Source organism: Brevibacillus nitrificans (assembly GCF_003710965.1).
GTDB lineage: Bacteria > Bacillota > Bacilli > Brevibacillales > Brevibacillaceae > Brevibacillus > Brevibacillus centrosporus.
Genome location: NZ_RHHU01000016.1, coordinates 24,338 through 48,526, shown reverse-complemented (window position 1 = coordinate 48,526; position 24,189 = coordinate 24,338). Strand labels below are relative to the sequence as shown.

Below are 24,189 nucleotides of genomic sequence, written 5' to 3'. Positions count from 1 at the left end.
TAACATAAACATAACGTGAACTTACAGAGGGGACTGAGTCATGTGGGGTTATTACTGAAAATCGTCAACGCGTACAAAAATCCTTCCGCCAATGAGACCGCTGCAGAAAATCAACTCTTGACCGACGATATCGTAGTCGCGACAGACCGGCTAGAATCCATCGTAGAGCGCATCTACAACGAATCCGGAAGAATCGAGAGGGCTTCGGGCAATGTACTGACGATGAGCGAGAGCATTTTGCGCAATCAGACAGAAGCTCTCGACGGTGTAGAGACCTTGACCCACTTCCTGCAAACGGTTCAGCACCGCGCTGAAGATACGTCTGCACAAGCGAAGACGATGCGCGAGACGAACGCCTCTCTGGAAGAAGACCTGCGCCATGCTACAAAAGCACTGGATCACACCAGCGAAACGTTTGCCAGCCTGTTCGAAAATACGATGCGTACGACCCAATCCGTTCACTTTCTGCTCGAGCAAATGAAGCACGTCGCGGAAATCCAAAAGCTGCTGAAAACGATGGTGGAAGAGACTAGTACACTGGCTATGAACGCCTCGATGGAAGCCTCTCACGCTGACGCTTCTGACCGCAGCTTTGCCATCGTCGCAGACAGGATCAAAGAGCTGGCTGACCAAGGCAAGCGCAATCTCCTCGACATCGATCCCCTCCTCCACAACATCCAGAGTGCCTCCCGAGAAGTCCTCACTGTCCTGGACAAAAATCGAAGCCTGATCGCAGCAAACAAGCAGGAGCTGGAGGACAGCCATCGTTTTCTTGGCCAGGTTCAAGGCCGTTTCGATGTCCTCGAACAAATTATTTCCGAGAATGAGGCTTCTTGCCTCAAGCAGGTCGAGACTGTGCAAAACATGACCGGGCAGCTATCGCATCTCCTGAACAAGTCAAAGGAAAGCACTCAGCTGGCTTCCGATGTACAGAGTATTTCTGCCAGTCAAAACAACATCGTCAGACAGCTGCTCGAAGCGAGTAAACATCTCACGGATATCTCCGATGAGTTTTCCGTAGTAGTCAAGCAGCACAGTGATCCTGCAGAGATAATCGACAATCCACAATTTACGATCGACACCTTCGCCCAGTGGAAAAGCCAAATGGAGGCGTGGGCGAGCCAGGAAGACCTCCTGTGCTCCTCCCCCGATGCGCTACAGGAGATTTTTCAGGCATGGATGGGCGAAACGGCTGCGCTGGAGGCCGTATGGCTCAACAATGCGGATGGCGATTTCCTGCACTCGCTGCCACCGGCTGGCATACTCAACGCCAAAAGACGCCAGTGGTTCACCGGCGCACTACAAGATGGTTTTTATATCTCCGCCCCCTACATTTCCGCTATCACCAAGCGACCGTGTGTGACCATCTCCACCTGCCTCGTGGACAAAGACGGAACCAGCGGTGTGCTAGGTGCAGATATTCACTGCAACGTGATCGAAAAATAAGAAAAAACCCCGCTTCTATCGTTTTCCTGCCAGATCAAATGGCATAGGAAACAGGGCGGGGTTAGTTATTCACAGGCAATTGAGGAAATTGTGAATAAGTCTGAATTATCTGTGGGTATCAAGCAAAACAGCTGTGGATAGTTTGTGGATGCCATTTTCTCGTTTTATCCGGTATTCTGCGATTTCGGTACTAAAGTAACAGTTCTGCTGGCCGACTCCCAGGAAGCTTCCCGGTTCAAGACTTCGGCAAGCTTTCTGGCTGCGGCGTAAGCGATCCCGTTCTCGATAGAAACATCCAGCTGCTGCCCATTCACCGTCACCCTTTTCGTGTCAGCTTCCCATCCCACTACTCCCCCAACCGCCTCCGCAACCATCCGGACAGGCAAATAGGAGACACCAGCACGCAAAATCCCCTTAGCTGGAAGTGCCACCTGTATGTTGCAGTTATCCACATGATCCTGTGGTTTTTGTGGATTACTTGTTAGTAAGTTGTGGATATCTTGTTTAAAACGATTCCATGCCTCTGCTGCTCCCGTACCGAAATATTTATGGGCGTAATCGTCTGCTGTAAAAAAGGCCGGACAGTTTTTGCCCGTAATATCGTAATGGCGCCATAGTCTCTCGATTCCCCATTGATATCGCTTCAGGATGTCTACCGCAAGCTCCAGCGTCTTTTTGTACATCGCCTGAAAGCTTCCATCCGTATTGACGCACATCTCGATGCCAATCGTGCAATTATTGGGGTACGCACTGAGCCGCTTTACCGCTTCCGGCTTATACGATTTAGCCCCCACATGATAGCCCATCTCGTTTTCTGGAAGGCACCGGATGATTTCCACGTCATCCACAATGTAATGGGCGCTCGCCTCCGTCGTCGGCTGGTTGAAATAGCTGCGGTTGGCCCTTGCATCTGCCCCTTTGCTTTCATTCGCCGTCCAATGGATGACCAGCGCTTTCGGCGTCATGATGATTCCGGGCCTTGCCGTCTTGTTGGTCAAAAGCATTTCCGTGATCTGCAGCATTCATTTTCCCTCTTTCTGTTTCATCGCGCGTTCGGTTTTTGCTTTAATCTCGGACTCTACCAGATTGGCGATCGCCTTCGGTACGGGCCAGCCTGCGCGTGCCGCATTGGCTGTCAGGCTGTTCCATGTGTGATAAATCAGCCCAAAGGTCACGCCATAAAAAAGAAACCCCGGCGTTGCCATTACCCGGTCCAAGAGGTTCGCTAAAGCAGGCAGAGCCAGGAAAAATAGCGTTCGCGGTATGCGGCTCAGTCCGTACTCGGAAGAATAGGTCTGGTCCTGTTTTTTGGCTGCTTGGATCCCCGTCACCCAGTCAAGGGCAATACAAAACAGGAGAACCACCAAAATATCCGTTCGCCCAGGTCCATACAAATAGTGAAAGATAGGGGCAGTGATCGTTCCTGCTGTCGCTGCCCACCCATGTGACGGGGATGCTGCATGCTCGAAGATCTCTAGAAACTTCATGTGCTCATCTCCCTCCTCACCCCCTTGGGGTCATTGTTCATTTCCGGTCTGCGCGGGATGCATGAAGCTATTCGTAAAAAGAAATACCCTCAGGATGTCCCGAGGGTCGTTGATGAATTGTTTACTTTTCCTTAGTGATGAAGCTCCAAATGTTGAAGCTCCAGAGGCGCATCCTGCTAAGCGCTGTCAGCATGGAGCATCTCCTGCACTTCCCCGCGTAGATTTTCTGGTACAGAATCGATCGTACGACGTCCAGCTTTCACAAGACTGTAGTATATCAAGGCCATCAGGTCGTGCCTCCCTTCAAACCCTGCAGCTCTTCATACAGGAAGGCTGTCGCTTCCATGACCGCGAGCGTTTCCTCTTTCGCTGCTGCAAGCGCTGCTTCCAGACGTGCGATCTTTTGAGCTGGGGACTCTTTCTCCTGTTCTCGAATGATTGAGATCGGGGTCTGATCATGAATTTGCATCAGTCAAACGCACCTCCATATCCGTTCAGTCTGACTCGCTCCGTCGCTGTACCTTTTGCGATAATGACCCAGATGTTAATCGCCCAGTTCGCAGCCGTCTTGTTCGTGTTTGTGAAGACAAAGCCGCGATTCGCTTTTACAGCGCTTGTAGCGTCTTCCCACGTAGGCGAAGCATCCAGCGCATTATTGCAGACTTTAACGCTTTGAATCTCCGCACCTTCTGGGATATAGCGCTCAAGCGTCACAAGCACCCGCTGCGGCATGCCGTCCAGAATAAAGTGGCCTTGCACGTCGGGACTGTCGAGGTTGAACATGAACTCGATATGCGTCTCGGTGCGGGTAAAGGTGTAGATTCGCTCAGAAGATAATCCAGCGCTGTCTGTCGCCTTGATCTTGATCTGATGCTGTACATCGAGATCTAGTCTGATCCAGGCATCATGACTAATTTGCACTGTGTAGTTTTGTCCAGCCGTACTTGTGAATGATCGGATCTCTTTACCGTTCAGGTACTCCGTGAAAGTGAAGGTATTCCCTTCTGAGTCTACAGCTGAGTATTCGATCGTCGGGGGTACCAGAAGTGTTCCGAGTTCATTGTCTTCACCGTTAATTGTCGGTGGCCGGTTCCATATGACCCGGAACTTTCGTGTGATCTCGGCACTCTTTCCCCCTTGGTTGTCCTCGGACCAAACAGCAAGGATGTGGTCGATGTTCTCGGCTAATTCATCCCCTGAAACATTCGTAGAACCATCCCAAAGCCTCTTATTGCTGTACTTTAATGCCTTGTCAAAAGTGAGACTACTACTACCATCCGAAACACCAGAAGCGAGAGCCCTTGCTGAGCCGTTATTGATTTTGTACATTACGGTCATTACATTTCCGCTGTCAGCATCTGTGGCGTTACCTTTTATTGGGTAGTTGTTTCCTTCCGCTAATAAAAGATTATTGGAAGGCGATGAAAGTACGATTGTTGGTAAATTATTTTCAATATAATCAACTGTAACAGTATATTGATAATAATACGTATAGGTTCTGGTATCACTAGCAGGTCTTGTGACATTGCCGGAATAATAATACGAATATCCACTTCCCTCTCTCAAAGATAATGAGAGAGTCCCAGAATACCCGCCAGAATTATAAAATACAGTAGTAGGGAGACGGCTAAGTTCATCGATACTCGACGCGGTACCACCGCCATAGCTACTAATATATTTTGTATCAGCAGGTGTGTAACTCCCACCCGTTTGAACTGACCTAGAAACAGCTCCATTAGATAGATTAAACGTAATGGCATCCCCGGCGGCAGAATAAGTAACATTTCCGGCATTTACAGTGACACTCGAGACCGATTTTAAATTTGGAATCACCCACGTTTGAGTTTGATTTCTTGATGTGCTCTCTGGAAATGTTTTTGAACTTTTAGTCACTCCTTATCCACCCTTCCTGCGTAATGGCCGTTATCTACAGTTTCCCATTTCATGGAACTACACCTCCAGCCTACTCTGTGCCTCGTTGTAAAAGCCTCTTAATACTGTGATTGAACTCACTGTAGACAGGTCATCATTAAAATTGTTCCGGGTGAAACCATCCGGCAACGTAGACTCAAGAGTATTCATACGAGTCTTTAAATTTGAAACGTCAGCTGTTAGTTCAGCTATCTGTGTGTGAGCATCAGCGATCCCCTGCTCCCAGCGATTGATGTCGTACTCCGTGACTGGATCGTGAAAGGTCCAGTTTGTTTTTGCTTGATAGGACATCCTACAGCCCTCCTTTTACTTCAATGGCGAACGTGATGGAGAGGAACTGCGCTCCGTTCATTTCGATCATGCCTGTTTTCTCCGCGATTACCATTCCCGTCTTCGTCCTCAGCTTTACGTTAGTGATCGCAGGCACACCCGCAACATGCGGCGCAGTTACCTCCAGTGCGATTCCGTTCAGAATCCCTGCGATCGGATTCGAAACAATCGTCATAGCCTGCACAGGAACAGCTACCGAATTATTAATCAGGATGTCACCGCCCTGTATGCGAGTCAGCAGCTCATTACGCACTGTCTCCAGGTAGCTTGGTAAAATCATGCTAAAACCACCTCGGAACGTTTGATAGGGGTCATTCCGACCCGAAACTCTGAAACCTCGTGATACTCCTTGATACCTACGATCATCGTGTCCCGCAGCTCGATGTTTTCCGATGCCACAGGCTCGAAGGAAACACCACTGCAGTGAATCGGTCGTACCCTCTCCACTGCCTGCACGGCATTTTTCGTATCAAACGAGTCCTCAATCTGATACACGTAACGAATGACCTTTTGCGAAAAGTCCTCAACCATTCGAACATTCTTAAAACTCGAGGAAGAAAGCCCGATCGCCCGCAGTACGCTGGGGGTAAACCCGAGGTACGCCCAGTGCTTCTGCTGGATGTTCTTTCTCCGCTCTTCGATACTGAGCAGTTGCTTCTTGCCGAAGTAAATCCAGTCCCACACATCCAGCCCCCAAGTTGCAGAAAGGGGAAAAAATTGCTGCTCCATATTCTGCCGTTTTTCCGCGTGCGAATCGATTGCTGTCTTCGTTCCCTCGAAGTGATACTCCGCGACTTTATTCTCGTACCACTGAGGGGGCAGCAACTTTTGATAACGTTCAGGAATCATGTGGTCACCGCCAAATTCAGGGAAGCTACTGCATCAGCCGGGACAGTCAGGTTCCCTTCCCCACCGTTCAGGGTGTAGGAAGCGAAGTCCTCGACTCCATCCACAAAAAAGAGCGTCCCGATCTGCTGATACACGATCTGCGGGCGCCCTTTCAGGTATGTTTGGATTTGATCTGTGATTTGCTGCTGTACGTTCTCAAGCACCGCGTCTGCCCGCAGTGCGAGGCGAACAGCGACATTTACCGTAAATAATTTCGCTGACAGGATTTTCAGATCGTGCAGCGCCTTTCGCTTGTCTTCTAGCTTCTTCTGTACGAGCTCTGCCAGCTCAGTAGTCGCCGGCTGTCCCTCCATATCCGTGATGTAAACATCAATGGAAAGGTCATGGCGCGCCTTCTCGATCGCCACCGCCCCACCTACACCATCCACGTTTCTCGCCCACCGCTCGTAGTCCTGCCGACGGCCATCGCCTTCCTCCGTCCGAGCGCGATCAATGAGCCGCTGTCGATAAGCCTCATCCTCCTCCCCTTCATTGCGGGGGAGTCCAAAAAACACTCCGTTCGCATCCAAAAAATCGCCATCCGCCCAGGGCAAAAACCGCTGGAGAAAGCCGTACTCCAGCAACTGCTGCTGCTCGCTGATTTCCTGCGCGATCGGGTACTCGAGGTCGTAAAAAATCTCGCCTTCCTCCATCGCGGGCGGCGTATCTCCGCGCTGCTGGGCAAGCGCTGCCATCCTGTTTGCCATCCGCTGATAGATTTGGTCAGCAGACTCTCGCAAAATCGGCATTTCCGGTTTCTCTATCGTTGCCATGCGTTCACCTCCACTTTAGTAGAGCCGCGTGACCCTACTATTTCTCCCTGCAAAACAACTCGATTTCCCTCAAAACGAATATCCAGCACTTCGGCCCGCTCGATCTCTTTATGCGCTTCCAACGCTTCCTGCACCTGAGCCTTGATAACCGCCAGAGAGATTCCCGAACGCAGCCTCCCCCGATTCGTCAAAAAGTCGACTCCATAGCGCTCCGAGTAGATGGCATAACGAAAACGCTGCGTGTGGAGAATCTTTTTCGCCGTCTCCTCCAAAAACTGTTCATACGAAGTCGTCCGTAAATAGCGTCCATCTGGTCCCTGCAAAAGCTGGCCCGTCTCCCAATTGAAGCGGTACGTCCATGGGACAGGAGCCGCTTCCGATTGCGTCACGGCTGCTTCGGTTCCTGTAAGCTCTGGGAACATCACTCAACCACCCCCAGCAGCAGGTACTGGTCATTGGAGCAGCGGACCAACGCTACCTTCCTCCCGACATCCTCCAGCCGCAGCTGTGCGCTCCGCAATACGGCAAGCTCATATGCCTCCAGTGGCGCTGGGTCCTCATCCAGCTTGACGGCCAAAGGAGACAACGACAACAGCTCGCCAAATTCCCCCTGCGTATCCTCCAATCCAGACTGGGCTTCTCGCCGCAGCCGTGCAATAACGGAATACATCCTCACGCCCTCCTTTCCAACTGCAGATCCATCGTGTACCAGCCACCTCGCCAACGTGCCTGACAGCCGGTGACGATCCAGTCCGTGATGGTCTGATTGTCTTTTTCCATGATCTTGATGAGCCAACCAGCGCGGAGTCTGGCCGCTAGCTCGTCCTCATGTCTGACCGTGATCTGGCGAGTACGAGGAATCTTTGACAGCTCAGCCAGCTGCTTGTCGGCGAGTGAGGCTAGATTCTTCTCTTCGCCTGCATCGATGACTTTTTGCATGCGTCCAATCTGCTTTACCAAGGTGTCGTTTGCCTTCGTCGTGCTGCTTGCTACCTGATCCCCTTGATACCGCTCGACCGTTACCACGGTGTACACTTCCTCGATGCTTTCTCCGGTTGTACTGCTCTCCAGCATGCTCGCCTTAAATAGCGGAATGACGCTGTTTTTTCCCTCGGGAATGACAGTCAGGCTATCCCGCTGATGCTGCACAAAATAACGAATGCCTGTCTGTTCATAGGCCTGCTCCGTTAATGAGGTAAACAGCGAGGCGTACGATTGAGCAGCGAGACGTTCCTTGGAGGAAAAACCGAATGGCGGGCAGCTGAACTTGATCCCCGCCCCAGAAATGATGCGCGCCAGCTCTATCCCGACATCTCCATTGAGCTTGATGCGGGAGATTTCATTCTTTTGCAGATACCAGCTCAGCTCGTACGCCGTGCCAGAAACATCACCTGTCCTGTCATCTCTGCTCAGCTGAATGAGCGGCCCGTGGAAAAACTGCTGCGACTCCAACAGCTCGTCACCGCTGAAGAGCATCAAAAAGCCCGCCGATGCGAGCGACGGGGCTTCCTTGATACGTATATCGCAATTTTGTGCCAGCTGACCTCTGGATGACGACCAGGAGACCTCTTGGACCGCTGAGGTAAGTTCAAACCGTGTTTGTTCTTTGCCGTAGATGACCCTCATTGGTATCCCCTCACTCCATGGGCGAACTCCAGCTTTTTACGAATCATATCTACTTTTTCTTTCTGCTTGGGCAGATCCATAGTCCCTGTGGAAGGCGAGGTCTGCTTCTTCGCCTGCTTGCCGCTCGTATTCGGACGTGCAGGCTGCTGCTTCGCAATGACGGTTCCCGGGCTGAGCAGCTGCGTCTGGTTGCTCCAGCTGATAAACTCGTCCCGGACAAATAACGGAAGCTCAATCGTGCCGTAAAAATCGACGTGCTTCCCGCTGAATCTGCCGTCGCAAAATCCGATCAGGACGTTCCAGGCCAGATCCAGTTCGTCAATGGTCAGCAGTACCTCAGAGCCAGTCAACCGATCCAAGCCTGCCAACCAAGAACGCGGTCCCTGATACCCCTGCACCTCGATAAACGGCGCTGCGCTGTCTCCCGGCAGAAAAAAGTCAAACGAGATGGCTTTCGGCCGCCGGGCAGAAATTCGGTTTCCCGCCAGAAGTGTAATCGACGTAGTGCTCTCCACCTCGTTTCCGTAACCGCGAAACTGGATCTCAGCAGGCGTAACCGGAAACGTCAGCGTATATTTCCCTTGCATCCGGATCATACCGGCACACCTCCCCTCGTCTCCAATGCGTCCAGCAGCGCTTTCTCGATGATGCTCTTGATTTTCTGGCCAACAGTAGGGTCTCCGAGCATTTTCAGCATGGTCGGGATGTCCTGCAAAACACCATCTGCATGCAGCGGAATCGTGATTTGCGGAACTGTTATCGTGACATTTTGAGAGCGCACAGGCCCTTCTCCGGCTGGCGAGCTTCCAGGAACAGACGGGCCGCTTGGCAGTGCTTGCATAGTATGAACAGGCTGCTGCTCTGCTTGACTCGAAAACATCGATTTGATTCCATCGAAAGCGGCACTTCCGAGCATGGAGCCTCCGAAGCCTCCAAGGAGACCACCGATGACTCCCCCTGCTGCTGTTCCTATGATGGGGACGATAGATCCTATTGCCGCGCCTGTTGCAGCACCTGCTGCCGTTCCTCCCCAGCTCCAAATCGCCTCGGAACCAAGCTGTCCCGCTGCCTCTAATTTGTTTTTTGACTTAAACAGGGAGGTAAGCCCTAATGCCGTCCCTAGTAAAGGGATTTTTTTGAAAATCCCTTTCGTATTCTGGAGACTAAGGCTATCCTTCCACTTGGACAACTTGTCTTTTGCACGGGAGAGCAGCGACGGATTTTTCGCAGAATCATTACCGCCATTTGTTTCATTGCCGGTATCAATCTGTTGCTGGTTTGTTCTGCTCTGAGCGTCGTTTACATCTGCTCCCGTCACTTGCCTCTGCCCTTGATCTTGAGCTTGAGTTCGAGTAGGATCGCCTTCTGTTGAGCCTCCCGCGTCTGTACCAGGCGTAGCAGAACCATTTTTCCCTTTTACAATGTCTCTTGCTATGCCAATTACATCACCAAACATAGGAACCAATCCCGTTACTGCCCCGATACTGCCAAGGCCGGCAACGCCAATGACCACCATTTCAATAGCCTGCCGGAGTGAACTGTCAAGACCATTAAAGCCTTTGATTACACTAGCCGTAGTAGTAGAGAGTTCAGAAAACAGATTGGAAGTGTCTTTCGCAATGAGAGTCGCTGCATCAATCGCCTCTTGTCTAGCGGTTGCTTGTGCCTGGGACTTCTGAAAATAAGCATCCGATTGTATAGCAGCTTGATAAGATTTCTCTGCATCATTGCCTACTTCTGTTCGCGTTTCTCCAGATGCGATTTTCCCTACTCTTTCTAACAAGAAAGGAAAATCCGCGCCGAGTTCCTTCCCTTTCGTTCCTCCAAGATCCTCCAATACCTTCTGTTGAACGGTCTTGTCCTTTATGGATGAGAGGGATAACATCATTTTCCCAAGGGCAACTTTCTGTTCCTCGCGATCTCCCGACTTCAATGCCAGTTCAATGGAGGAAGCCTCTTTCTCAGCCATCCCGGCAGCTTCCTTGCCTTTCCCTTGAGATTTAAACTGAGTTGTAAGAAGCTTGGTCAGTTCTCCTTTTTCGGAAAGCTTGAGCGTACTTTCACTCAATGCACCCAGAGCTTTGTCGTTATTCCATATCCCCAGGCTGCCAATCTCACTGACCACCGATGCCATTTTTTCCGGTGTGTCCAGCAATGCTCCATTCTTCGCGCTAAACTCGACGATGGATTCCACGAACTTGCCGTCTAAATCACCAGCATGGTTGCTCATATACTGAATGGCATTTGCCAACCGATATCCCGTATCGATCCCGGTTCCTTGCTTCATGGCGGCCATCATTTTCAGGTGATCTTCTGGCGCAAATCTGGTTGTGACGCTTAGCTTCGCGGCATGCTCAGCGTACTTTTCCGCTTGCTTTGGGTTGAGCTGTTCACTTTTTGAAATAAGCGACATAGCTTGAGCCCGGTTTAAATCCGGGTTTACGATCGCCAATTTGCGAGCAAGTTCATCAAACTGCTTCATTTGCTGTGGCGTCTTTCCTTTAGCCGCATAAAGCCGGCGTTCCTTAGCCGCTGCCTTCGCCTCATTATTGATTTCGTCCAGAGATGCACCCATTGCAACCTTTGATAGATCATTTGCCAAACCGACGATCTTTTGGTTCAATTCCCCGACTTTGTTGGAAAAGGTCGTTAGCTTTTCAAAAAACGTTGGCACCTTCTCCTGGCTTGCCTTGCCCATTTCCTCCCTCAGCTTCTGCACCTGCAGCTGCATCTGCTCCATCCCGCTTGCAAACTGCTGGGACATCTGCTGCATGGACCTCCCTGTCTGCCCCATTGATCGCGAGAACCTCGTTGATTCAGCGGATAACAGTCGCATCTGCTTTCGCACTTCCTGCAAATCGTTCCTGTCTGAAAACATTTGCATTCACCCCCTGTCTTTTCTTAACGTAGAATTTATAAGCGATAGGCTTATGAATGCCGGAGCGCATGACGAAGTGCCTCAGCGTCCGCTTCTGGCATTCCTTCGGTAAAACTTTCCTCTAAAACGCGGTCGCCCCCTCTTGAATAGGCCACGATAGAGGTTTTCTTACCTTGTTGATAAAGGCTCATTCGCCCACGTCGGTATAGGAAAAGCCAGGGCATCAGCTCCCTGTCCTCTCCTCCTCCGACTCGATGATCTGACAAGCAAAGAGAAACAGCTTTTGCTTGTACCGATCGACTTCGTATTCCAGCAGATCTGACGGCAGGCCCCTGCCCTTCAGATAAGCCCGGCAGAGGTGCCAGGCTTCCCCGTCAGATCGAATCAGTTTTTTGCTTCTTCGATGGCTTCTTCCTCAGATTGCCCGGCATTGACCTGGCGCACAGCCTGGAGCAGCTGCGTATAGCCATCTGGATTGTCGCGGAAAATCTTTTCCACGAGCTCGTATTTGCTCCCGACCTTGTACGCTTTTTTCAGTTCTTCCTGATTCCACGGAAAATCGTGCTCCGTCGCTTTTACCAGACGCGCGTCGTTGTAAAGGAACCAGTCCGTCTTCTCGCCTTTGTCTGCCATGCGCTCGCATTCGCGCAGCTCGGACAGGTTCAGTTGGCGTACCTTCCACGTGTCCCCGTCGATGACGACCTCGATTTCTTTCCGTGGTGCTTGCTCCTGGGCTTTCGCCAAATATTTTTGCAGCTTGCTCATTTCGCAACTCTCCTTTTACTCGGTATAGTCTGGCAGCTCGTCCAGGTAATCCGGCTTGTCGATGGACATTCCTTTGAGATCGTAGGTCGCATGATCGGTGCCGTCTGCCTTGGCTTCCCACAGCGTGATTTCTTCCGGGTTCAGGACGATGTTGGAGATGCGGACGCGCTCGGAGTTGCCCGCTTCCTTGTCCAGCGTTTCTCCGATCAGGAACGGCAGCACAGGAGTCTTGCCGCTCGTCAGCTGCTCGACGCAGTAATATTTCAAAGCGGCGTTGGTTGCCGTAATTTTCAGGGTGACCTCGACGTGCCAGTCATTGACGGTCTGGATCTTGCCTTTTTGCAAACGGTTCGTGTCACCGTACTCCACCTTGAGGGTCATTTTCCCTTCGAGCGTCCCGTAGATCGGGTCTCCATTTTCATCGTAAATTTGGCAGTTCTTCAGTTTGATATCGCGTGCAATTGCCATTTACAGCACCTCCCAGTCAATGTCAAAGTATTCGATTGCATCCAGCGGCTTGGCGGACAAGAGGAACCCTCTTCGGTCGCCCACTCCGTTCTTTTGATCCGCAAACGTCCAGCCGGAGTCAATCGCGCCCTGCTGCTCGCGGACCGTCATGTACGCATGGACGGCTGATACAAATACGGCCCCGCCCAAATCGTTGTTGCCAAGCTTGCCCTTGTACTTCTTGCCCACCTGGCTGATGTCGTTGACGATCTGATCGAGCGTCATGCTGACACGGATTTTCCCGTAGTCCTCGCGTTCGTTGGTACCGACCACCGCCAGTGTATTGACGGCACTCTCGATGATGTACACATCGCCATCCCGGGTCGCGATCAAGGTGCCGGTGCCAAGCGCATTCAGGATTTCGGTGTGCCCCCAATCCTTCAGCGCTTTTTTCAGCGGAACGACGACGGCTGTCAGCGATTCGTGCGCTGGTGTCGCAGCAATCATACCTGCTACCCACGCAGCCCACTCCAGACTGCCGTACGTTTTGCCGTTGTTGTGCTGCCCGGCAATCGCGCTGTTTACGACATAACGGGCATTTTGTGCCACGGAGCGCTCTACATGCTTGGTCATGTTGTCGTCGTCAACGGCTTTGCCCCCGATGACCAGCGTACTCAGCTTTTTGTTTTGCGTACGACGATCCCCCATGAACTGCTTTGCGGCCGCCTGCACAGCCGCATCGTCAAACGGCAGGTACATCGTGTCAAAATCTGCACCGGAAACGGCTGCAAACAGCTTCGTTGCTTCTGCCGAGGTCAAGGTCGACGTACCGCTAGTGCCACCTGTCAGCGAGGTAGCAGAAACCGCATCAACAGCCGTGTCACCCAGCTTTTTCACACGCACATAAATCGATTGACTCGCCTTTGTCACCAGCTCCTGCGTATCTGCGAAAGAAAATTTCTCGGTACGAACCGGTCCGGCTACCTGCAGCTCCATTTTTCCCGGCTCAGCCGACGAAGCGAGGATCGTGACCTGCAGATCGTTGCCGCGAAGACCCGGATACAGGGCTTCGATCCGCAAAGCCTCCGGTTGTTCGTAGCTCGCTGCTACAGCACTTCCGTTTGTCATGCGGTACCCGAGGATGCTCGCACCGCCTTCTGCTGTCAGCTCGATTGTATCGACCTCGCCAAACGTTTCTGCCACACGTTCTTCATAGGTGGCCAGCTTCACCAGCGTATCCGGCGCTCCCCATTCAGCCTGATAAGGAACCAGCACGACACCTGTGCGCGCTTCTACACGTTCCTTTGCTTTTGCGATCAATTCGACCGTCACTCCCGGTCTTTCTCGTTGAATCGTCATGTTTACATCCCGCCTTTGTATGTGGTCAATTTGTGTTTCACAATGCTTTCTTCAAGCATCGAGTGCTCGTCCTCATGAAAAAGAGCACCTGCTACCTCGAACTTTTCAGCTCCCAGATAAGCGGCACTCTCGATCCATTCCTTTTTCTCCGGGGCAGTTGTACGCTGTACTTTTCGTGCCACTATAGCGATACCCCCTGAATATCAAATACGTTTACTTTCTCCACGTTCTCTCGCGGCAAAGGCACGTTGTACGTGAAGGAAAAGGTGATTTCCAACCGATCCTTTTTGTCCCGCCAGATCCGTAGTGTGGTACTTTCGATCTCGATCGTCATGTCCACTGTTTTTCCCCGGCAGCTGAACTGCTTCTGACGCAACAGCTGCTGCAGCGGCTCTGCCGAAAGCGGCTGGTAGATTCCGTCACGCTGGGGATAGTGGAGGACGATGACACCGTGGGCAGCAACCTGATAGGACGTCAAACTGTTCTGCGTCTCACTCGTACCTTGGGTCAAAATGAAAGCAGCTGGCGGAACGAATCGATTCGCCATCCACTCATGTACGTTGACCAGGGTAGTCAGCCCAGGGTACGCCTCGTTTACAAGCTCAGTTATGACAGAGCTTTCTCGATCCATTCGATTCTGCACCTCTCCTTCCCTAGAATGTTGCTCATTGCTAGCTGCATTGGCATTCACCTCCTTGGCTGAAATCTCTTTTTCGACGGAGTCATCAACGTCCGCCGGGCAGGGTGCGAGTGGACTAGCCTTCAACTCGCAAAATGGTATGGTGCTTGTTTATCACCAGGGTCCCTGCTCGCCAGACACTGACAGAGCGCAAGAAAAAGAGCCACCCGATTGGCTCAGGAGGCTCTAGTGAAGTATTTGTTTGTGTTTCTTTCTTTCGCTTGGCTTAAGTATAAACCACCGGACTTTCCGATGGGGAAAATGAACGGGAGTGTAAAGTTCTGTAAAGATTTGTCTGCCCTCTTGCTTGAAAAATCCTTCACTCTCGAATGGAGCAGCTAAGAGCCCGGAGCCAGGAACCTGTTACTTCTTCCGAACATTCCTGCGTTAACGAAAATAGGTTGTATCCATTTGCTGAAAATGCCAGGCAGGATTCATCGGAGTGTCTCTCGCTGCCTCCGCTGTCGCTACCGTCGGAACCATCGGCTTGATCGCTCCCCATACAGCGCGTCTGCTGATCGGACATCATACCGAAGGCTTCTATGTTTTTCTGCTCTGCTCGGTGCACTGCTGCTGGTGCTGGCGGATCTGGTAGGACGCACAATCATGCCTCCGAAGGAAATTCCCTCGGGTCTCATCGTGCCCCTGCTTGGAGCTCCCTACTTCCTCTGGTTGATGCGATCTCGTTCTGCCAAATAAGTGCGAAACAAAAAAGGAATATGCCCCACCTTCGAGACCTTAGTTACTTTCGTCAAACAGCAGAACATCGCGGAGTTCAAAAAGAAGAAGACGATCTGAGAGAAATCGCTTTGACAGCGTTTCTTTCGATCGTCTTTTTTCTTTTCCGTTTGCTATTCGCTTATTGGACCTCGACAGCCCGCACGCCTGCGTATCTTTGCAGCATCGGGAGCAGCTGAGCGATCTCGTAGGAGCCAGGCAGCTTGACGGTAATATCCAGCGTGATTTCTCCCGCTAGCTCTGCCTGGTTTTCCGCGTGAAAGCTGATGATCGTAATCTGATTGTCTTTCAGCATGTCGAGAACTGGCTCCATCACACCTGACTCACTGGAGAGACGGATCAGGATTTGCTCCGTTTTTGGGGTAGCCAGCCAACGAAACCGTCCGTGCAAAACCTTTTGTGCGACGAGCACGAGTATGGTCGTTCCGATTCCGAGCGTGTACAGCCCAGCACCGATGGCCATGCCCATCCCGGCAGTCGCCCAGATTCCGGCAGCTGTCGTCAGCCCTTTGACTGTCTGACGCTGCATGAAAATCATCCCTGCCCCGAGGAAGCCGACTCCACTCACGACCTGCGCCGCGATCCGTGAAGGGTCCAGCCCCAGATTGCTCCAGCCCATCTGATCCTCAAAGCCGTACTTGGAAAGAATCATCATGAGGGAGGCGCCAACGGCTACAATAAAATGGGTGCGAATCCCCGCCTCTTTCATCCGATTTTTCCTTTCATAACCTACGAACGCCCCGCAAAGGCCCGCGATCACAATCCGAAGCAAAAAATCGAATTCCATTTTATCTTCCTCCCTCATTGCCGTAATATTCCTGCAATTCGTTTGGAAATTATAGCATGGCTCCTACAGGGGGGCAACGTTATTAGCAGGAACGAATTTGCTGGGCCACTCCGCCGTACATGGCCCATGCCATCTTCGTGACAGCGCTTCTTTTGATTTCGTAGTAGCGCTGACGAGACACCCCGATTTCCTTTGCGATCTGATTATTCTTGTCTCCATCCAGCAGGGCCTCCAGAATCAGCCGCTCTTGCTCATCTGGAATCGTCTCTACCGCTTCATCGATTCTGGCGATTTTGTCCTGGAGGCTCTGCAGCCTCTTCCACTTGCGCTCTCGACGCGCGACTTCGGCATGCGTCTTGTCTCCGAATCCCCCTATTGCTTTCGGCATGGCGGAGTCCAGCCCGTATTGAGCGACCATCCCTTCCCCTGCCTCACGTAAAAAGCGCTGAATGCGGATGACCTCCAGCTGCATGTAATTGTAGTCGCGGATCTCCTCTTCCGTCCGCTGCACCACATCAAGGGCTGGCTCCCATTTTGGGGCAGGATTTCGCCCAGGACGCTGCTGCCCCGAAGCCTGCTGTCCCTCTGCGAACTTGTCCCATTCCGGGCAAGCTTCGACTTTCCCCACATGCTTGTCGTGCACCTGGCAATGCGTCTTTCTCCCCCACCCTGTAGCCGGGCAGCCCTCGCATACGTGCTCGCGCAGTTCCTCTTTGCTCATACATGCTCGTGTTGCCATATGGATTCCTCCCTGTCACCATCTATGTGATTGACGTGATAAATGCGAAAACAGGAACATTTGTTCTCTTTTGTAGTACAAGTATCTCATACAAAATTCCATTGTTCAAGATCTCTCTACTAAAAAATAGAAAAAAACACGCCCTCCCAAATGGAAGAGCGTGCCGTCCCGTTATTTTTCCACTTATCCACAGTTACCTCTCTTTTTCTGTGTATAAACTGTTTGTAATTAGGATTTATCTGTGTATAGCTTGTGGACAATTTCCTTCAATCCGTTTGCCGATCCTTTTTCAGCCACTCAATCAGCTCTCGTTCGCGGGCCTTGTTCATCCTTTGCGACTGCTCCGGCGACCACTCGTAAAAGCCCTGTCCGTTTTTCTGCCCGTAGCTGCCTGCATCTACAAGACTTCTCATGGTCGAAAGAGACTCCTGCTGCGTCCCCAGATCCGGGAACAAGTAGCTAGAGATGGCATCGAACACATCCAAACCTCCCATATCGGCTGTCATAAAGGGACCTGTGACGGGCAAGCGGCGTCCGATGCTGTAGCGGACCGCTTTGTCAATGTCCTCGATCGAGGCAGCCCCTTGCTCATAGATGTACTGGGCTTCCCGGAAAAGCGCGTACTGCAGGCGGTTCCCCACTGATCCGAGAATGTCCTTTTTGACGAGGATCGGCTTCTTGTCCATCGCTTCGAGCAGCGCCATCGCCCGCTCTACAGCGGTATCTGCTGTCTTTTCTCCGCGGATGACTTCGACAAGCGGGATGAGATGCCCGGGATTCCAAAAGTGCGTGACCAGCGTCCGCTCGGGGTGCTCGATCTGGCTCGCAATAGCTGTCGGACTCAATCCCGACGTGTTGCTCGCCAGGATCGTGTCCGGGGAGCACAGCACCTCCAGCTCCTGGAACATCTTTTGCTTCATCTCCAGATTTTCCGGGATACCCTCGATGACAAAGCTCGCCCCCTGGACGCATTCCGACAGAGAGGTGGTGAAGCAAATGCAGTCTTGCACCGCAGCCTTCTCCTCCGCAGGCACGACCTCGTATTCAGCGAGAATCCCTAGCTTTTCGGCTACCCCATCCTTGCCGCGCTGAATATCCTGCAGACTCGTTCCCCAGACCTTTACATGCAAGCCTGCCATCGCAGCGGACAAAGCGATCGAGTGCCCCATCGTACCTGCTCCGATGATCGCCAAGCTTTCCACTGGCTTCCTCATATCGCGGTCCACCCTCCGTCCACCTTGATGGTTTCGCCCGTGATGAAGGTTGCCATGTCGGAGGCGAGGAACAGAACAGCTCCGGTAATATCCGATACTTGCGCGAGCTGTCCTAACGGAATTCTCCGCAAAACATCCTGGTAAAACTCCCGGTCCTCGAACATTTTCTTCGTCAGATCCGTCTCGACAAAGGTCGGTGCAACCGCGTTGACCTTTACCCCATAGGAAGCCCACTCCACTGCCAACGCTTTCGTCAGCTGCACGGCACCGCCTTTGCTTGAGCAATAGGCTGAGCGTTTGATATACCCGACGAACGCCATTTGCGACACCATGTTAATGATGCGTCCCCCACCGTTTTCCGCCATATGCTTCCCGGCGCGCTGCGAGCAGAAGAACGTTCCTTTCAGATTGGTGTCCAGCACGCGATCCCAATCCTCTTCCGTGACGTCAAAGGCAGGCTTGGCGATGTTGATTCCTGCATTGTTGACCAGTACATCGAGTCCACCAAGTGTGGCAATCGTGTCATCGACCATCTGGTAAATACTCTGCACATCCTGCATATCTGCCGACAAAAAGTAAGATTCTGCTTGGAACTGGCGTAATTCTTGTACCGCTGCTTCCAAATCTGCCGCATTACGTCCGGTGATCATGACTTTTGCACCGAGCTTGGCAAAGGCGAGAGCAGCGTCCTTTCCAATACCTTTGCTGCCTCCCGTGATGAGGACCTTCTTTCCTTTCAGCTCTTGAAAGTATGTCATCTCTCCTGCTCCCCTCTCTGGCTTCTGGCTATCTGGCCTTACTTCTTGCCGTAACGTCGCACACGAAGCAGCGCCTGCTCGGCATGTCCTGCGAAGTTTTCCAGCTGGCACAGACGCGCTGCGTATTCTCCGATGTAGGCACTCGCTTCCTCGCTTACTTTTTGGTAGGTAACCGTCTTTAGGAATTTCCCGACCCACAGTCCGCCTGTGTAACGAGCTGCACCTTTGGTTGGCAGGGTATGGTTGGTTCCGATGACTTTATCGCCATAAGCCACGTTGGTCTCCGGGCCGAGGAACAGGCAGCCGTAGTTGGTCATGTTGTTCAGGAAGAAATCCGGGTCCTTCGTCAAAATTTCCACGTGCTCAAACGCGAGACGGTTTGCCTCAACCAGCGCTTCCTGCTCATCCTCTACCAGGATGATTTGACCGTAATCACGCCAGGAAACACTTGCTACATCTGCTGTCGGAAGCACGGTAAGCTGACGCTCGATCTCCTTGATCGTCTCTTCTGCCAGCTTTTCCGAGGTCGTGATCAAAGCACCTGGAGATGTCGGTCCATGCTCGCCTTGACCGAGAATATCGGTCGCGATCATTTCGGCATCTGCTGTTTCATCTGCAACAACCAAGGTTTCTGTAGGCCCTGCGAACAGGTCGATGCCCACACGACCGTACAGCTGGCGCTTCGCTTCCGCTACGAAAGCATTTCCTGGTCCCACGAGCATATCGACCGGCTTGATCGTTTCGGTACCCACTGCCATTGCGGCCATCGCCTGAATGCCGCCGAGAATGTAGATCTCATCTGCTCCTGCCATATGCATTGCCGCTACCGTAGCTGCTGGAATTTCTCCGTTGATGGGAGGTGTGCAAGCGATGACGCGTTTGACACCCGCTACCTTTGCGGTCAGCACGCTCATGTGTGCCGAAGCGACCATCGGATAACGTCCGCCCGGGATATAGCAGCCTACACTTTCGACCGGGATGTTTTTGTGACCCAGAATCACACCTGGCAAAGTCTCCACTTCGATGTCGAGCATGGATTTGCGCTGTTCCTCTGCAAAACGGCGTACGTTGCTCTGTGCAAATTTGATATCATCGATGGTCTGCTCCGGTACACCGCTGATGATTTCCGCGATTTGCTCTTCTGTCAGGCGGAACTGCTCGGGACTCCATTTATCGAATTTGGCAGAAAGCTCCCGTACGGCTGCGTCACCTTCCTGCTCGATTTTTAGAATCGTTTGGCGTACGGTTTCTGCCACCTGCGCGTCGTTTTGTGCAATTTCGTCCTTCGCTTTTCCTTGTTTCAAATATCTTGCCATGTTCGTTCCCTCCTGTTTTTGCATACGTATGCAGTTTTCAGAAATTTTTTCTCACTCTTTCTGCATACGTATGCATTTTGGAGTGAGAAAGATTTCCGAACATTTGTAATCTATGCCCAAATTGTAAAGATAACCGCTTCCATTTGTCAACGGCTTAAATTTTTTTCCGAGTCGTGCCGCGCTCGATCAAGCGTCCGGAAACCAGCTTTGAAACGGGTTCTACCGCTTCGATTTTCATTTCGTTCAGCAGGGTATTAATCGTCAGCTCAATCATCTCGTCAACAGGCTGCTCCCATGTCGTCAGCTCGTGGGAAGGCCAGGATGCCATTTTGATATTGTCAAATCCGACGACCGCGATGTCATTCGGAACGTTTAGCCCCATTGCCTCTGCAGCATCCAATGCACCTAGTGCCGTAATGTCATTGGCCCCGAAAATGGCATCTGGCCGTTGGCTGCTCTTCAGCAGCCGAATCGCAGCATCGTAGGCTTTCTCGTAAGTATAGTCCCCCTCTTCCATCATCGGCTCTATGCCCTTCTCCTGCAAAAACTCGCAGAAGCCCCGTTGCCGATCCTGACTGGTCGAGGTATTGGTTCTGCCTGTGATGTACGCCATTTTCCGATAGCCCTGCTCGTACAAATAGCTCGCGATCTGCCGGGCAGCCGTGTAGTTGTCGCAGCTCACGGAATAGCAGGGGACGTCTTTGCTGTAGCGGTTGAACAGAATCACAGGGATGTTGTTCTCATGCAATTGAGTTACGACTTTGGAGGACAAATACGCGTCTGTTACGATCACGCCCTCGACGCTGTACTCCAGAAATTGCGTAATTTCCTCTTGCTGGATCTCATCGTTTTCTGTGTACACGAACAAAACGTGATACCCTTTATCACGCAGACCTTTCGTGAATTTGCCCAGCACTTCATGGTAGAACGGGTTTTCCATATCGCGCATCGCCAAACCGACGATGTTGGTCTTGTTCATGATCAAACCGCGTGCGAGCGCATTTGGGCGATAGCCGAGCTCCTTCGCTACCTCCAGCACCTTTCGCTTGGTCTTCTCCGATACGTTTGACCCGGGGGTGAAAACACGCGAAACAGTAGATTGAGAGACTTTGGCTACTCTCGCAACCTCCATCGCATTTACCGGCTTTTTCTTCACAAAGTTCCCTCCGAATCCAGAGTGTGGAACCTTTATTTTAGCATGATTCCCCTCCAACAAAAACAGCACGATCCTCGTAGACCGTGCTGCTTGCGAGTACAGATTTTCAAGACGAAATGGCGGCTTTAGGCTGACCGCCGCGCAAAGAGAGCACTTCCCGCTCGTACTGCTTTACTTCTGCCAGCCACTCCTCACGCACAGGAACCCCCTGCCGCGCACAAAACATATCCCATACAGCTCCGAACGGATAAGATTTGAACTCCTCCATGAGCGCGAGCCGCGTCGTGTAATCGCCTGCAAGCTCGACCTGACGCAGGTAATCCGTCGGCTCCAGCATGGCGCGCAAAAGCGCCTTTTGCGTATTGCGCATACCAATCACCCAAGCCGCGATCCGGTTGATGCTGCCGTCAAAAAAGTCCAGACCGATGTGAGTCATGCCGAGCAAATCGTGCCGCACCAGCTCCCGAGCGATGTCCAAAAGCTCATCGTCCATGATGACGACGTGATCGCTGTCCCAACGAACCGGACGGCTGACGTGCAGCAGAATGCCCTGGGAAAAGAGCGCGAGTGACGAGAGCTTGCCCGAGATCGTTTCGGTCGGGTGGAAATGCCCGGCGTCGAGGCAGATGATTTTACCGTTCTGCAGCCCATAGCCCATATAAAATTCATGGGAGCCCACCACGTAGCTCTCGGACCCGATCCCGAACACCTTGCTCTCTACCGCATCCAGATTGTGGGCAGGATTGAGCTCTTCGCGGAAGATTTCGTCGAGAGCGTCCTTCAAACGCTGGCGTGGAGCCATCCGATCTACGGGAATGTCCTTGTATCCGTCTGGAATCCATACGTTCGTCACGCAGGTTTGCCCGAGCTGCTCGCCAAAGTACGCGCCGATTTTCCGAGATGCCTTGCAGTGATCGATCCAAAATTGGCGGATTTCCGGGTCCGGATGACTCAGCGTAAAGCCATCCGCGGATTTTTCATGAGAGAAGCAGGTCGGATTAAAGTCCAAGCCTAGCTCTTGCTCCTTGGCCCAGCTGACCCACTTTTCAAAATGCCGGGGAGCCAGCTTGTCGATCTCCACCTGCTCATCGGTATCGGCGTAAATAGCGTGCAGATTGACTTTATGCTTGCCGGGAATGAGCGAAAACGCCTTCTCCAAGTCCTGCCGCAGCTCCTCTGGCGTGCGCGCAGCTCCCGGATAATTCCCCGTGACAGCGATTCCTCCCGTCAGCTCCTGATCGCGGTTAAGAAAGCCGCGAACGTCATCGCCTTGCCAGCAGTGCATGGACACCTTGATCGCGGAAAGCTTCTCCAGAACGGCCTCCACATCGATCCCGTGCTTTTCGTACAGCTTTTTCGCCTCTTGATAGCTCGCTTCTACTCCTGTACTCACGCTAGTCACTCCTTTCCTTTCGCCGGTTGTCACTCGTTTGAATTCCTCGATCCATTCCGCTCGATGGCAAGCCGTCTCCGGTTCGTATCCCGCGCTCGCAAATGTATGGCGGATCAAGCTTCGCGCCTCGTGAATATCGCTCACTTCACCCGTAGCGATCATCTGTACAGCAAGATTGCCTAGCGCCGTCGATTCCGTCGGCCCGGCCGTTACCTTTTTGCCGGAGACGTTCGCCGTCAGCTGGCAGAGCAGCTGGTTGCTCGACCCGCCGCCCACGATGTGAATGACCTCGATGGCGCGCCCCGTAATCGCTTCCATTTCCTCGACGCACAAGGCATACAGGATCGCCAGATTGTCATAGATACAGCGGGCCATTTCTCCCGGTGTCTGCGGAACGAGCTGCCCCGTTTCCCGGCAGTAGCTCTGGATTTCGCCGACCATGCTGCGCGGATTTAAGAAACGGACATCTGTAAAATCGATGAAGGTCGTGAAGGCAGGCTCCTCTTTCGCCAGCTCGACAAATTTAGCAAACGAAATGGCCCCCTCATAATGGCGATGGACCTCTTGGATGAGCCACATTCCCATGATGTTTTTCAAAAAGCGGTACGTATGGAAGGCGCCCCACTCGTTCGTAAAATTGCGTTCGCGTGCCTCTGCGCTGTGGATCGGACTGTCCAGCTCTACTCCCATCAGCGACCATGTTCCGCTGCTGAGGTAGGCAAATGACTTGGCGGGATCCGCTGGAACACCAAGCACCGCTGACGCCGTATCATGGGTCGCGACGCAGATTACTTCGCAGTCAGGCAAATCGTATGCTTCCCGCCATTTTGACTGGACCCTGCCTAGTGACGTACCCGGCTGGACCAGCTCCGCAAATTGGGAACGGTCCAGACCCAGCAGCTTCAGTAGATCCTCGTCGTACTCACGAGTCTGCAGATGCAGCAGCTGCGTCGTCGAGGCGTTTGTCACTTCGTTGATCCGTTTTCCCGTAAGCAAAAAGTACAAGTAATCCGGCACCAGAAGAATCTGGTCGGCTTGCTTCAGCTGTACAGGATCGTGCACCGCCAGCTGGAACAAGGTATTGAAGGGCTGAAACTGAATGCCCGTTTTTTCATAGATGGCTTCGGCTGGCAGCTGTCGCGTCACCTTTTCGATGGCATGCTTCGTCCGCTCGTCGCGATATGCATAGATCTCATGCAGTCGCTGACCCTCGCCATCCAGCAGTACGTAGTCAACCGCCCACGTATCGATGCCCAGCGTACATGCTGTGATGCCCTGCTGTTTCGCCTTCTGCAGACCTGTCATGACTTCCTGGAACAAATAGTCGATGTTCCAGTAGCAGTGCCCATCGGTTTCTTCAAAGCCGTTTTGGAACCGATGGATCTCTTGCAAATGGATACGCCCGTCCGAAACGGTTCCCAGGACCAGCCGCCCGCTCGAAGCCCCAATATCTACGGCAATATGGCTTCCCACGCCAT

The 24,189-nt window shown here is 52.4% G+C and carries 27 protein-coding genes and 2 pseudogenes; 2 read left to right on the top strand and 27 right to left on the bottom strand.

The window, feature by feature from the left end:
* The first annotated feature begins 42 nt into the window (after window positions 1-42).
* Window positions 43-1,446 carry a methyl-accepting chemotaxis protein gene (locus EDM59_RS23220; protein WP_122925792.1) on the top strand — a complete coding sequence of 468 codons (1,404 nt, stop codon included), beginning with the start codon at window positions 43-45 and terminating at the stop codon, window positions 1,444-1,446.
* 164 nt (window positions 1,447-1,610) lie between these two features.
* On the opposite strand, the gene EDM59_RS23215 is transcribed toward EDM59_RS23220, so the two are convergent.
* The 19 genes from EDM59_RS23215 to EDM59_RS23130 all read right to left on the bottom strand — a co-directional run bounded on the left by EDM59_RS23215 (window position 1,611) and on the right by EDM59_RS23130 (window position 14,562).
* Window positions 1,611-2,468: an N-acetylmuramoyl-L-alanine amidase gene (locus EDM59_RS23215; RefSeq protein WP_246011198.1), complete on the bottom strand. Its 858-nt coding sequence runs from the start codon at window positions 2,466-2,468 to the stop codon at window positions 1,611-1,613.
* Window positions 2,469-2,933, bottom strand: coding sequence for a phage holin family protein (locus tag EDM59_RS23210; protein WP_122925791.1), 465 nt, complete (start codon window positions 2,931-2,933; stop codon window positions 2,469-2,471). It lies immediately after the preceding gene.
* A 176-nt stretch (window positions 2,934-3,109) separates the two neighbouring features.
* Window positions 3,110-3,220: a CD1375 family protein gene (locus EDM59_RS31645; RefSeq protein WP_281274591.1), complete on the bottom strand. Its 111-nt coding sequence runs from the start codon at window positions 3,218-3,220 to the stop codon at window positions 3,110-3,112.
* Window positions 3,220-3,402 carry a hypothetical protein gene (locus EDM59_RS23205; RefSeq protein ID WP_122925790.1) on the bottom strand — a complete coding sequence of 61 codons (183 nt, stop codon included), beginning with the start codon at window positions 3,400-3,402 and terminating at the stop codon, window positions 3,220-3,222. The genes EDM59_RS31645 and EDM59_RS23205 overlap by 1 nt, the downstream gene beginning before the upstream one ends.
* Complete coding sequence (locus EDM59_RS31315) at window positions 3,402-4,826, bottom strand: Ig-like domain-containing protein (RefSeq protein ID WP_221176065.1); 1,425 nt, start codon at window positions 4,824-4,826, stop codon at window positions 3,402-3,404. The genes EDM59_RS23205 and EDM59_RS31315 overlap by 1 nt, the downstream gene beginning before the upstream one ends.
* A 57-nt stretch (window positions 4,827-4,883) precedes the next feature.
* On the bottom strand, window positions 4,884-5,156 hold the full coding sequence (locus EDM59_RS23195; protein WP_122925789.1) for a hypothetical protein: 273 nt from the start codon (window positions 5,154-5,156) through the stop codon (window positions 4,884-4,886).
* A gap of 1 nt (window position 5,157) precedes the next feature.
* Window positions 5,158-5,475 carry a hypothetical protein gene (locus tag EDM59_RS23190; protein ID WP_122925788.1) on the bottom strand — a complete coding sequence of 106 codons (318 nt, stop codon included), beginning with the start codon at window positions 5,473-5,475 and terminating at the stop codon, window positions 5,158-5,160.
* Window positions 5,472-6,044: a putative phage tail protein gene (locus tag EDM59_RS23185; RefSeq protein ID WP_122925787.1), complete on the bottom strand. Its 573-nt coding sequence runs from the start codon at window positions 6,042-6,044 to the stop codon at window positions 5,472-5,474. The genes EDM59_RS23190 and EDM59_RS23185 overlap by 4 nt, the downstream gene beginning before the upstream one ends.
* A complete protein-coding gene (locus EDM59_RS23180) occupies window positions 6,041-6,856 on the bottom strand; it encodes a baseplate J/gp47 family protein (protein WP_122925786.1) in 816 nt (271 codons plus the stop codon). Before EDM59_RS23180 ends, EDM59_RS23185 begins: the two co-directional genes overlap by 4 nt.
* Window positions 6,844-7,278: a DUF2634 domain-containing protein gene (locus EDM59_RS23175; protein WP_122925785.1), complete on the bottom strand. Its 435-nt coding sequence runs from the start codon at window positions 7,276-7,278 to the stop codon at window positions 6,844-6,846. Before EDM59_RS23175 ends, EDM59_RS23180 begins: the two co-directional genes overlap by 13 nt.
* Window positions 7,278-7,526 carry a hypothetical protein gene (locus tag EDM59_RS23170; RefSeq protein WP_122925784.1) on the bottom strand — a complete coding sequence of 83 codons (249 nt, stop codon included), beginning with the start codon at window positions 7,524-7,526 and terminating at the stop codon, window positions 7,278-7,280. The genes EDM59_RS23175 and EDM59_RS23170 overlap by 1 nt, the downstream gene beginning before the upstream one ends.
* 2 nt (window positions 7,527-7,528) lie before the next feature.
* Window positions 7,529-8,482, bottom strand: coding sequence for an XkdQ/YqbQ family protein (locus EDM59_RS23165; RefSeq protein ID WP_122925783.1), 954 nt, complete (start codon window positions 8,480-8,482; stop codon window positions 7,529-7,531).
* The gene (locus tag EDM59_RS23160; protein WP_246011197.1) at window positions 8,479-9,078 is read right to left on the bottom strand and encodes a hypothetical protein; all 600 of its coding nucleotides are present in this window, start codon (window positions 9,076-9,078) and stop codon (window positions 8,479-8,481) included. The genes EDM59_RS23165 and EDM59_RS23160 overlap by 4 nt, the downstream gene beginning before the upstream one ends.
* Entirely contained in the window at window positions 9,075-11,360 is a 2,286-nt protein-coding gene (locus tag EDM59_RS23155; protein ID WP_148040853.1) for a hypothetical protein, read from the bottom strand. The genes EDM59_RS23160 and EDM59_RS23155 overlap by 4 nt, the downstream gene beginning before the upstream one ends.
* 384 nt (window positions 11,361-11,744) lie before the next feature.
* On the bottom strand, window positions 11,745-12,125 hold the full coding sequence (locus EDM59_RS23150; protein WP_122925781.1) for a phage tail assembly chaperone: 381 nt from the start codon (window positions 12,123-12,125) through the stop codon (window positions 11,745-11,747).
* Window positions 12,126-12,140: 15 nt separating this feature from the next.
* Window positions 12,141-12,593 (bottom strand): hypothetical protein, encoded by a 453-nt coding sequence (locus tag EDM59_RS23145; RefSeq protein WP_122925780.1) that lies wholly within the window; start codon window positions 12,591-12,593, stop codon window positions 12,141-12,143.
* Window positions 12,594-13,931: a phage tail sheath subtilisin-like domain-containing protein gene (locus tag EDM59_RS23140; RefSeq protein WP_122925779.1), complete on the bottom strand. Its 1,338-nt coding sequence runs from the start codon at window positions 13,929-13,931 to the stop codon at window positions 12,594-12,596.
* 2 nt (window positions 13,932-13,933) lie between these two features.
* Entirely contained in the window at window positions 13,934-14,113 is a 180-nt protein-coding gene (locus tag EDM59_RS23135; protein ID WP_122925778.1) for a hypothetical protein, read from the bottom strand.
* A complete protein-coding gene (locus EDM59_RS23130) occupies window positions 14,113-14,562 on the bottom strand; it encodes a hypothetical protein (protein ID WP_122925777.1) in 450 nt (149 codons plus the stop codon). The genes EDM59_RS23135 and EDM59_RS23130 overlap by 1 nt, the downstream gene beginning before the upstream one ends.
* 484 nt (window positions 14,563-15,046) lie before the next feature.
* Between EDM59_RS23130 and EDM59_RS23125 the strand changes: the two are divergent.
* Window positions 15,047-15,309 (top strand): annotated as a pseudogene (locus tag EDM59_RS23125) (iron chelate uptake ABC transporter family permease subunit); the annotation flags it as partial.
* A 160-nt stretch (window positions 15,310-15,469) separates the two neighbouring features.
* Here EDM59_RS23125 and EDM59_RS23120 read toward each other — a convergent pair.
* The 8 genes and pseudogenes from EDM59_RS23120 to rhaB form a co-directional block, all read right to left on the bottom strand.
* Window positions 15,470-16,135, bottom strand: a complete 666-nt coding sequence (locus tag EDM59_RS23120; protein WP_122925776.1) for an MgtC/SapB family protein — start codon at window positions 16,133-16,135, stop codon at window positions 15,470-15,472.
* Window positions 16,136-16,217: 82 nt separating this feature from the next.
* Window positions 16,218-16,874, bottom strand: coding sequence for an ArpU family phage packaging/lysis transcriptional regulator (locus EDM59_RS23115; protein ID WP_246011196.1), 657 nt, complete (start codon window positions 16,872-16,874; stop codon window positions 16,218-16,220).
* 266 nt (window positions 16,875-17,140) lie between these two features.
* Window positions 17,141-18,088 carry a 3-hydroxyacyl-CoA dehydrogenase family protein gene (locus EDM59_RS23110; protein ID WP_122925775.1) on the bottom strand — a complete coding sequence of 316 codons (948 nt, stop codon included), beginning with the start codon at window positions 18,086-18,088 and terminating at the stop codon, window positions 17,141-17,143.
* Window positions 18,085-18,846 carry an SDR family NAD(P)-dependent oxidoreductase gene (locus EDM59_RS23105; protein ID WP_122925774.1) on the bottom strand — a complete coding sequence of 254 codons (762 nt, stop codon included), beginning with the start codon at window positions 18,844-18,846 and terminating at the stop codon, window positions 18,085-18,087. The genes EDM59_RS23110 and EDM59_RS23105 overlap by 4 nt, the downstream gene beginning before the upstream one ends.
* A 38-nt stretch (window positions 18,847-18,884) precedes the next feature.
* Entirely contained in the window at window positions 18,885-20,162 is a 1,278-nt protein-coding gene (hisD, locus tag EDM59_RS23100) for a histidinol dehydrogenase (protein ID WP_122925773.1), read from the bottom strand.
* A gap of 154 nt (window positions 20,163-20,316) precedes the next feature.
* The gene (locus EDM59_RS23095; RefSeq protein ID WP_122925772.1) at window positions 20,317-21,318 is read right to left on the bottom strand and encodes a LacI family DNA-binding transcriptional regulator; all 1,002 of its coding nucleotides are present in this window, start codon (window positions 21,316-21,318) and stop codon (window positions 20,317-20,319) included.
* Window positions 21,319-21,424: 106 nt separating this feature from the next.
* The gene (gene rhaA, locus EDM59_RS31310) at window positions 21,425-22,711 is read right to left on the bottom strand and encodes an L-rhamnose isomerase (RefSeq protein ID WP_221176066.1); all 1,287 of its coding nucleotides are present in this window, start codon (window positions 22,709-22,711) and stop codon (window positions 21,425-21,427) included.
* Window positions 22,712-22,822: 111 nt separating this feature from the next.
* A pseudogene (gene rhaB / locus EDM59_RS31305) lies at window positions 22,823-24,184 on the bottom strand (rhamnulokinase); the annotation flags it as partial.
* Window positions 24,185-24,189 lie beyond the last annotated feature (5 nt).

Bases quoted from the DNA above. Each gene is read 5' to 3' on its own strand.
- EDM59_RS23215 (WP_246011198.1), bottom strand. From the start codon at position 2,468: ATGCTGCAGATCACGGAAATGCTTTTGACCAACAAGACGGCAAGGCCC.
- EDM59_RS23210 (WP_122925791.1), bottom strand. From the start codon at position 2,933: ATGAAGTTTCTAGAGATCTTCGAGCATGCAGCATCCCCGTCACATGGG.
- EDM59_RS31645 (WP_281274591.1), bottom strand. From the start codon at position 3,220: ATGGCCTTGATATACTACAGTCTTGTGAAAGCTGGACGTCGTACGATC.
- EDM59_RS23205 (WP_122925790.1), bottom strand. From the start codon at position 3,402: ATGCAAATTCATGATCAGACCCCGATCTCAATCATTCGAGAACAGGAG.
- EDM59_RS23195 (WP_122925789.1), bottom strand. From the start codon at position 5,156: ATGTCCTATCAAGCAAAAACAAACTGGACCTTTCACGATCCAGTCACG.
- EDM59_RS23190 (WP_122925788.1), bottom strand. From the start codon at position 5,475: ATGATTTTACCAAGCTACCTGGAGACAGTGCGTAATGAGCTGCTGACT.
- EDM59_RS23185 (WP_122925787.1), bottom strand. From the start codon at position 6,044: ATGATTCCTGAACGTTATCAAAAGTTGCTGCCCCCTCAGTGGTACGAG.
- EDM59_RS23180 (WP_122925786.1), bottom strand. From the start codon at position 6,856: ATGGCAACGATAGAGAAACCGGAAATGCCGATTTTGCGAGAGTCTGCT.
- EDM59_RS23175 (WP_122925785.1), bottom strand. From the start codon at position 7,278: ATGTTCCCAGAGCTTACAGGAACCGAAGCAGCCGTGACGCAATCGGAA.
- EDM59_RS23170 (WP_122925784.1), bottom strand. From the start codon at position 7,526: ATGTATTCCGTTATTGCACGGCTGCGGCGAGAAGCCCAGTCTGGATTG.
- EDM59_RS23165 (WP_122925783.1), bottom strand. From the start codon at position 8,482: ATGAGGGTCATCTACGGCAAAGAACAAACACGGTTTGAACTTACCTCA.
- EDM59_RS23160 (WP_246011197.1), bottom strand. From the start codon at position 9,078: ATGATCCGGATGCAAGGGAAATATACGCTGACGTTTCCGGTTACGCCT.
- EDM59_RS23155 (WP_148040853.1), bottom strand. From the start codon at position 11,360: ATGTTTTCAGACAGGAACGATTTGCAGGAAGTGCGAAAGCAGATGCGA.
- EDM59_RS23150 (WP_122925781.1), bottom strand. From the start codon at position 12,125: ATGAGCAAGCTGCAAAAATATTTGGCGAAAGCCCAGGAGCAAGCACCA.
- EDM59_RS23145 (WP_122925780.1), bottom strand. From the start codon at position 12,593: ATGGCAATTGCACGCGATATCAAACTGAAGAACTGCCAAATTTACGAT.
- EDM59_RS23140 (WP_122925779.1), bottom strand. From the start codon at position 13,931: ATGACGATTCAACGAGAAAGACCGGGAGTGACGGTCGAATTGATCGCA.
- EDM59_RS23130 (WP_122925777.1), bottom strand. From the start codon at position 14,562: ATGGATCGAGAAAGCTCTGTCATAACTGAGCTTGTAAACGAGGCGTAC.
- EDM59_RS23120 (WP_122925776.1), bottom strand. From the start codon at position 16,135: ATGGAATTCGATTTTTTGCTTCGGATTGTGATCGCGGGCCTTTGCGGG.
- EDM59_RS23115 (WP_246011196.1), bottom strand. From the start codon at position 16,874: ATGGCAACACGAGCATGTATGAGCAAAGAGGAACTGCGCGAGCACGTA.
- EDM59_RS23110 (WP_122925775.1), bottom strand. From the start codon at position 18,088: ATGAGGAAGCCAGTGGAAAGCTTGGCGATCATCGGAGCAGGTACGATG.
- EDM59_RS23105 (WP_122925774.1), bottom strand. From the start codon at position 18,846: ATGACATACTTTCAAGAGCTGAAAGGAAAGAAGGTCCTCATCACGGGA.
- hisD (WP_122925773.1), bottom strand. From the start codon at position 20,162: ATGGCAAGATATTTGAAACAAGGAAAAGCGAAGGACGAAATTGCACAA.